This window comes from Treponema sp. R6D11, from assembly GCF_054786075.1.
The window spans coordinates 1-326 of sequence record NZ_BDHD01001342.1 but is presented as its reverse complement, the minus strand read 5'-3'; the positions used below and the strand labels follow the sequence as shown (position 1 = coordinate 326).

Below are 326 nucleotides of genomic sequence, written 5' to 3'. Positions count from 1 at the left end.
GGGTGGACTTGGTAATAACTGACAGCATCGCCGCGAAATATTATGCGGGAAAGGAAAACAGCGGGCTTGAAATAGCGTGGGCGGACTCGGATTTATACGATGAATTAATCGCCTTCTGCCTGAAGAAAGACAATGACAAACTTACGGATATGATTAACGGCGCTCTGGACGAATTAAACGAGGACGGTACTATAGCGGCAATTATTGAAAGGTATTTTTAGCGGTCAGTCTTTTTTCGCGTTTCTCGCTTTTTTTTCCCATTCGGTCTCAATTTCAGAGGCCTCTTTGCTGTTTATATTGACGGTTTTGACGGCTGCGCTTTGCGC

At 45.1% G+C, this 326-nt stretch carries 1 protein-coding gene; it reads left to right on the top strand.

Annotated features, from left to right (window positions below):
- Nucleotides 1-221, top strand: a 221-nt coding sequence (locus tag ACYVTD_RS18680) for a transporter substrate-binding domain-containing protein (protein ID WP_461249081.1), incomplete at its 5' end; no start/stop codon positions are given.
- Nucleotides 222-326: the final 105 nt, after the last annotated feature.